6 protein-coding genes and 1 pseudogene are annotated in these 6,614 nt (G+C 65.0%); 4 read left to right on the top strand and 3 right to left on the bottom strand.

Features of this window, described 5'->3' with window-relative positions; translation table 11 throughout:
* Positions 1-236: 236 nt before the first annotated feature.
* The gene (msrP, locus tag U5A57_RS33300) at positions 237-1,238 is read left to right on the top strand and encodes a protein-methionine-sulfoxide reductase catalytic subunit MsrP (protein ID WP_321915921.1); all 1,002 of its coding nucleotides are present in this window, start codon (positions 237-239) and stop codon (positions 1,236-1,238) included.
* Between the two features lie 12 nt (positions 1,239-1,250).
* Complete coding sequence (msrQ, locus tag U5A57_RS33295; protein WP_415774687.1) at positions 1,251-1,982, top strand: protein-methionine-sulfoxide reductase heme-binding subunit MsrQ; 732 nt, start codon at positions 1,251-1,253, stop codon at positions 1,980-1,982.
* Positions 1,983-2,059: 77 nt separating this feature from the next.
* Here msrQ and lysA read toward each other — a convergent pair whose 3' ends face one another.
* On the bottom strand, positions 2,060-3,331 hold the full coding sequence (gene lysA, locus U5A57_RS33290) for a diaminopimelate decarboxylase (protein WP_321915919.1): 1,272 nt from the start codon (positions 3,329-3,331) through the stop codon (positions 2,060-2,062).
* On the opposite strand from lysA, the gene U5A57_RS33285 reads away from it, so the two are divergent.
* Positions 3,330-3,569 (top strand): hypothetical protein, encoded by a 240-nt coding sequence (locus U5A57_RS33285; RefSeq protein ID WP_321915924.1) that lies wholly within the window; start codon positions 3,330-3,332, stop codon positions 3,567-3,569. The genes lysA and U5A57_RS33285 overlap by 2 nt on opposite strands.
* A gap of 20 nt (positions 3,570-3,589) precedes the next feature.
* On the opposite strand, the pseudogene U5A57_RS33280 reads toward U5A57_RS33285, so the two are convergent.
* Positions 3,590-3,688: pseudogene (locus U5A57_RS33280) on the bottom strand (hypothetical protein); the annotation flags it as partial.
* Positions 3,689-3,723: 35 nt separating this feature from the next.
* On the opposite strand from U5A57_RS33280, the gene cyaY reads away from it, so the two are divergent.
* A complete protein-coding gene (gene cyaY, locus U5A57_RS33275) occupies positions 3,724-4,041 on the top strand; it encodes an iron donor protein CyaY (RefSeq protein WP_321915918.1) in 318 nt (105 codons plus the stop codon).
* A gap of 85 nt (positions 4,042-4,126) precedes the next feature.
* Here cyaY and U5A57_RS33270 read toward each other — a convergent pair whose 3' ends face one another.
* Entirely contained in the window at positions 4,127-6,571 is a 2,445-nt protein-coding gene (locus U5A57_RS33270; protein WP_321915917.1) for a penicillin-binding protein 1A, read from the bottom strand.
* Positions 6,572-6,614: the final 43 nt, after the last annotated feature.

Below are 6,614 nucleotides of genomic sequence, written 5' to 3'. Positions count from 1 at the left end.
GGGCTTGCACAGCTACGGCAAGCTGTAACCGAATCGGCCCGCAAGACGAACTAACCGTCGGATGCCTCGTGCTCCGACGGTTTTTTTTCGTCCGCCGGGAAGTTTTCTGCGAATCGCGCGTTTGCCCGCTTGAGGCCATCCAGTCGATCCACTTCGTGCGAGGCACGGCAGGGCGGGTCGGGATACGATCAATGTGCTGGCGGCGCACGCCACGCGAGAAGCAGGAGCTAAGCGATATGTGGACCAAGCGGAGCAGCAGGATCTTGCTCAACGGCGACGACATTCCCGCGAGTGAAATCACGCCGCAAAAGGTGTACGAACAGCGTCGGCGCATTCTGCGGGCGGCGGGTGCGCTCGCGCTCGGTGGCATGGCGGGGCCGTTCGGCGCGACGAGGGCATTCGCCGAATACGCGCCCGGCGACCCGAAGGCGCAGAAGCTCGCCGCGCAAACGAACACGAAGTTCGTCGCACTCGACAAGGTCACGCCCTACAAGGACGTGACGACCTATAACAACTTCTACGAGTTCGGCACGGACAAGGGCGATCCGGCGCAAAACGCGCACACGTTGCGGCCGCGTCCGTGGAAGCTGAGTGTCGAGGGCGAGGTGAAGAACCCGAAGGTCTACGACATCGACGAAATTCTCAAGCTCGCGCCGCTCGAAGAGCGCGTGTACCGCCACCGTTGTGTGGAGGGCTGGTCGATTGTCGTGCCGTGGATCGGTATTTCGCTCTCCGAACTGATCCGCCGTGCGCAGCCCACGGGCAACGCGCGCTACGTGCAGTTCATCACGCTCGCCGACCCCTCGCAAATGCCGGGCCTCGCCGAGCCGATCCTCGACTGGCCGTATTCCGAAGGCCTGCGCATGGACGAGGCGATGAATCCGCTCACGCTGCTCACGGTGGGCCTCTACGGCCAGGTGCTGCCGAACCAGAACGGCGCGCCGGTGCGTGTGATCGTGCCGTGGAAGTACGGCTTCAAGAGCGCGAAGTCGCTGGTGAAGATCCGCTTCGTCGCGAACCAGCCGCCCACGAGCTGGAACAAGTACGCACCGACCGAATACGGCTTTTATTCGAACGTGAACCCGAGCGTCGATCACCCGCGCTGGAGCCAGGCTACGGAGCGGCGCATCGGTGAGGACGGTTTCTTCCAGCCCAAGCGCAAGACGCTCATGTACAACGGCTACGGCGACCTCGTCGCGTCGATGTATCAGGGCATGGATCTGCGCAAGAACTTCTGAGCAAAGCGCTTGATGGAGCGAGAGATGGAATCGACGACGACACCACAGGCCGCCGCGCGCGTGGGGCCGGTTCAGGCGCGTCCTGCGCGCAAGGCGGGGGTGGCGAGCGCGGCGGGCCCGCGCTGGCTGCCGTGGACGAAGGTGGCGGTGTTCGTCGCGGCGTTGTATCCGCTCGCACGCCTCGTGCTGTTCGGCTTCACGGATGGGCTCGGTGCGAATCCGATCGAGTTCATCACGCGTTCCACGGGGCTCTGGACGCTGGTGTTCCTGTGTATCACGCTTACTGTCACGCCGCTGCGCCGCCTGACCGGCTGGAATACGCTGTTGCGCTTTCGACGGATGCTGGGCCTCTTCGCATTCTTCTATGCGACGCTGCACTTCACGACCTACATCTGGTTCGACAAGTGGTTCGATGTCGCGGCGATGTTCAAGGACGTCGGCAAGCGGCCATTCATCACGGTGGGTTTCGCGGCGTTCGTGCTGCTGATTCCGCTTGCCGTGACGTCCACGCGCGCAATGGCACGCCGGCTCGGCCGCCGTTGGCAGACGCTGCATCGGCTCGTCTACGCGATCGGCGTGCTGGCGATCCTGCACTTCTGGTGGATGAAGGCGGGCAAACACGACCTCGTGCTGCCCAAGCTTTACGGCGCGATCATGCTTGTGCTGCTGGGCTGGCGCGCGGGCGCATGGCTGCTTGCGCGATGGCGCGCCTCGCGCCCGGGTGCGGGTGCGGGTGCCGCATAGGCGAACACTCACACCTGAAGACAACAAAAAAGCGACGCCTTGGCGTCGCTTTTTTTGTGGCAGAGCGAACGAAAAGCTCAGTCCGGCAACACGCGCTCACTCGCGAACAACTGCGCCACGTTTTCGCGTTCGCGCGCGAGATGCACGCGCGTGCCGTCGACCATCACTTCGGCCGCGCGCGCACGCGTGTTGTAGTTCGAGCTCATCACGAAGCCGTACGCGCCTGCCGAGCGGATCGCGAGCACGTCGCCCGGTTCGATCGCGAGCGAGCGTGCGCGGCCCAGCCAGTCGCCGCTTTCGCACACCGGGCCGACCACGTCGTAGGTCTGCGGCGCCGACTGGCGTGCAACGACGGGTTCCATCGCGTGATACGCGTCATACATGGCGGGACGTGCGAGGTCGTTCATCGCGGCGTCGACGATCGCGAAGTTCTTTTCCGAGCCCGGCTTCAGGAACTCGACCGTGGTGAGCAGGATGCCCGCATTGCCTACGAGCGAGCGGCCCGGCTCGAAGTACACCTCGCGGGTCTTGCCCGTTTTCGCGCCATACGCCTCGATGCGGTCGAGCACCGTGCGCACGAATTCGCCGATGTCGGGCGGCGTTTCGTCGTCGTAGGTGATGCCGAGGCCGCCGCCCACGTCGATGTGGCGGATGCTCACGCCGTCGGCTTCGATCTGATCGACGAGTTCGAGCAGCTTGTCGATGGCGTCGAGATACGGCGCGATTTCGGTGATCTGCGAGCCGATGTGACAGTCGATCCCGACCACGTCGAGGTGCGCCATGGCTGCGGCGGCGCGATAGGTTGCGCGCGCTTCTTCGAATGCCACGCCGAACTTGTTCGCCTTCAGGCCGGTGGAAATGTACGGATGCGTTTTCGGATCGACGTCGGGGTTCACGCGCAGCGAAACCGGCGCCTTCTTGCCGAGCTTGCCCGCCACATCGTTCAGGCGGTCGAGTTCGGGAATCGATTCGACGTTGAAGCACTTCACGCCCGCTTCGAGCGCTTCGCGCATTTCGCCGGCGGTCTTGCCGACGCCCGAGAACACCACGTCCTGCGCTTTACCGCCTGCCGCGAGCACGCGGGCGAGCTCGCCCGCCGAAACGATGTCGAAGCCCGCGCCTTCGCGCGCGAACACGTTGAGCACGGCGAGGTTGCTGTTCGCTTTGACCGCGACGTGCACCTTGGCGCGGCGGCCGGCGCAGGCGTCGGCGTAGGCGTGCCACGCGGCGGTGAGCGCCGCGCGCGAGTACACATAGAGCGGCGTGCCGTACTGTGCGGCGAGATCGGCGGCCGACACGCCTTCTACGAAGAGCGTACCGTTATCGCGGTGAAAAGCGGACTGGGTCATGCGAGCGTTTTACTGGGTTGGCGTAGCGTCGGAAGCCGTTTGCGGGCTACCGGTCGCGGGTGTGGTGCTGAGTTCGGAGTCGGGGGACAACGAGAGCGGCGTGCCCGAAGTGTCGGGAACGGTGCCGACCGGTGCCGAAGCCGACTCGGGCGCGCTGGCGGGCGTCGCCGCGCCGTTTTCCGGCTGGGCGGTTTCGAAATTGGGCTTGGGCGGAAGCGGCGGCACGTTGGGCATGTAGAGCGCGCCGCGCTGGCCGCAACCTGCGAGCGCGACGGCGCTGATCGCAAAAGCCGCTAGAATCGCGCGGGGCGTCCATGCGCTGGGGGCCGCTGCGCGCGTCCGGGAAATGACACGCATAATTGTCCCTGAATGAATAACCGGTGGAGTTTAGCATGCCAGACAATGACTACCTGAGCCGCGCGGAGGCCGTGCTGGCGGCCGTGGAGCGGGCCGTAGACGATGCCGAAGCGGACATCGAACTCGAACGCAGCGGCAACGTTCTGACGCTCGAATTCGAGAATCGTACGAAGATCATCGTGAATCTGCAGCCGCCGATGCGCGAAATCTGGATCGCGGCGAAGGCTGGCGGTTTCCACTATCGCTTCATCGACGGCGAGTGGCGCGACACGCGCACGGGCACCGAATTCTTCTCGGCGCTCACGGCCTACGCGACGGAGCAGGCGGGCGAGCCGGTGCGGTTCGAGCCGTAAGCGCGCGAGCGTGAGCACGTAAATAAAACGGGCGCCAGTTAAAAGCTGGCGCCCGTTTTTTTCATTGCTTCGGCTCCGGCGAGCTTCAGTGCCCGCGGAACAGATTCATGATGTCTTCCTTTTCCTTCGCGTTCACGTGCTCGGGCGTGGGCGCGGCGTTCGCGGAGTCAGCGCCGCCCGAGCCCGACGCGCCGCTCGCCGAAGCCTCGAGCGCTGCCTGGCTGATGCCGACGGTCGAGACGAAACCGTGCCCCGGCGTGGCGTCGGCGTAGTAAAGCTCGTCGCCGAGCGTGACGACGCCGTCCGGCATCGCCATCTTGTACTCGGGCACGCCATTGAGCGCCTTCTGCATGTAGTCGATCCACACCGGTAGCGCGAGGCCGCCGCCCGTTTCCTTGTCGCCAAGGCTGCGCGGGTTGTCGTAGCCGATCCACGCAATCGCGGCCAGCGTGTGCTGGTAGCCCGCGAACCACGCGTCGCGCGAGTCGTTGGTTGTGCCGGTCTTGCCGCCCAGGTCCGTGCGCTTGAGGACGTTCGACTTCGCGCCCGTGCCGCGCTGCGCCACGCTCTGCAAGAGGCTGTTCATGATGTACGCGTTGCGCGGGTCGATCGCGCGCGGCGCGTTTTGTTCAGCCACGAGCGGCTGCGCCTGGGCGACCACCATGCCGCGCTGGTCGGTGACCTCGGCGATCAGGTACGGATTCACGCGATACCCGCCGTTGGCGAACACCGAGTAGCCGGCGGCCATTTGCAAAGGCGTGACGAGACCCGCGCCGAGCGCCATCGGCAGGTAGGCAGGATGGCGGTCGGCGTCGAAGCCGAAATGCGTGATGTACTGCTGCGCGTACTTCGTGCCGATGTGGTTGAGGATGCGGATCGACACGAGGTTCTTCGACTTCATGAGCGCCGTGCGCATGCTCATGGGGCCGTCGAAACCGCCGCCATAGTTCTTAGGTTCCCACGCCTGACCGCCCGTTTCAGCGGCGCTGAAGAAGAGCGGCGCGTCGTTGATGACGGTCGCCGGCCCGAGCCCCTTGTCGAGCGACGCCGAGTAGATGAACGGCTTGAAGCTCGAACCCGGCTGGCGCCACGCCTGGGTGACGTGGTTGAACTTGTTCTTGTTGAAGTCGAAGCCGCCCACGAGCGCGCGGATCGCGCCGTCCTGCGGCACGATCGAGATGAATGCGCCTTCGATTTGCGGCAACTGCGTGATCGACCACTCGCCTGCATTGTTGCGCGCCAGACGGATGATTGCGCCCGGCCGGATTCTCTGCGACGGCTGGGCTCGCGTGCTCAGCGCGAACTGCGCGAAGCGCAGCCCGTCGCCGGTGATGCTCGTGGTGTTGCCGTCCATGAACGTGGCCCGCACTTCCTTCGGACTGGCCGACGTCACGACGGCTGCCACGAGTTCGCCGTTGTCGGGGTGCTCGACGAGCGCGTCGTCGATGGCCTGCTCGCGCTCGTCGGTATCCGTGGGCAAGTCGATGAACGCCTCGGGCCCGCGATAGCCGTGGCGCCGCTCGTAGTCCATCAGCCCGCGGCGCAGCGCGCGATAGGCGACATCCTGGTCGGCGGAGTCGATGGTCGTGACGACGTTCAGCCCGCGCGTGTACGCCTCCTCGTGGTACTGCGCGTACATCATCTGGCGCACCATTTCCGCGACGTACTCGGCGTGGACGCTGAACTCCTTGCCCTGACCCTTGACCACGAGCGGCTGCTGCGCCGCGTCGTCGTATTGCTGCTGGGTGATGTAGTGCAGCTCGAGCATGCGCTGGAGGATGTACTCCTGGCGTACCTTCGCCCGCTTCGGATTGACTACGGGGTTATAGGCCGACGGCGCCTTTGGAAGCCCTGCCAGCATCGCGCATTCGGCGAGCGTGAGATCTTTCAGATCCTTTCCGAAGTACACGCGCGCGGCGCTCGCGAAACCATACGCGCGCTGTCCCAGATAGATCTGATTCATGTACACCTCGAGAATCTGATCCTTCGAGAGCTTCGACTCGATCTTGTAGGCGAGAAGCATCTCGTAAATCTTGCGCGTGTAGGTCTTTTCGCTCGAAAGGAAGAAATTGCGCGCCACCTGCATGGTGATCGTGCTGGCGCCCTGGGTGGCGTGGCCGTTGGTGAGCGCGACGAATCCCGCGCGCGCGATGCCGGCGAGGTCGACGCCGCCGTGGTCGTAGAAGCGCGCGTCTTCGATGGCCAGAATGGCCTTCTTGAGGTTATCGGGCACGTCCCGGAAATGAACGACATCGCGCCGCTCCTCGCCGAACTCACCGATCAGGACGTGGTCGCGCGTGTAGATGCGCAGCGGCACCTTGGGGCGATAGTCGGTGAGCGCCTCGAGCGACGGGAGGTTGGGCGTGGCGACGACGAGCGCGTAGCCGAGCACCAGCGCCGCGCATACCACGCCCGCGAAGATGAGGCCGAAAAAGGCGATCAGCAGCGTGGCCCACCACGGGCGCTTGCGCCGCCGGGGCGGCTCGGGCGGCGTGGAAGGCGGTACGGACGAAGGAAGCTGATCTTGCATACGAACACCAGAAAAACGGTCCCGCGATTATAGCCGCCGCTCG

Source organism: Paraburkholderia sp. J11-2, from assembly GCF_905220185.1.
Classification (GTDB): domain Bacteria; phylum Pseudomonadota; class Gammaproteobacteria; order Burkholderiales; family Burkholderiaceae; genus Paraburkholderia.
This window is presented reverse-complemented; position numbering and strand designations above follow the sequence as displayed.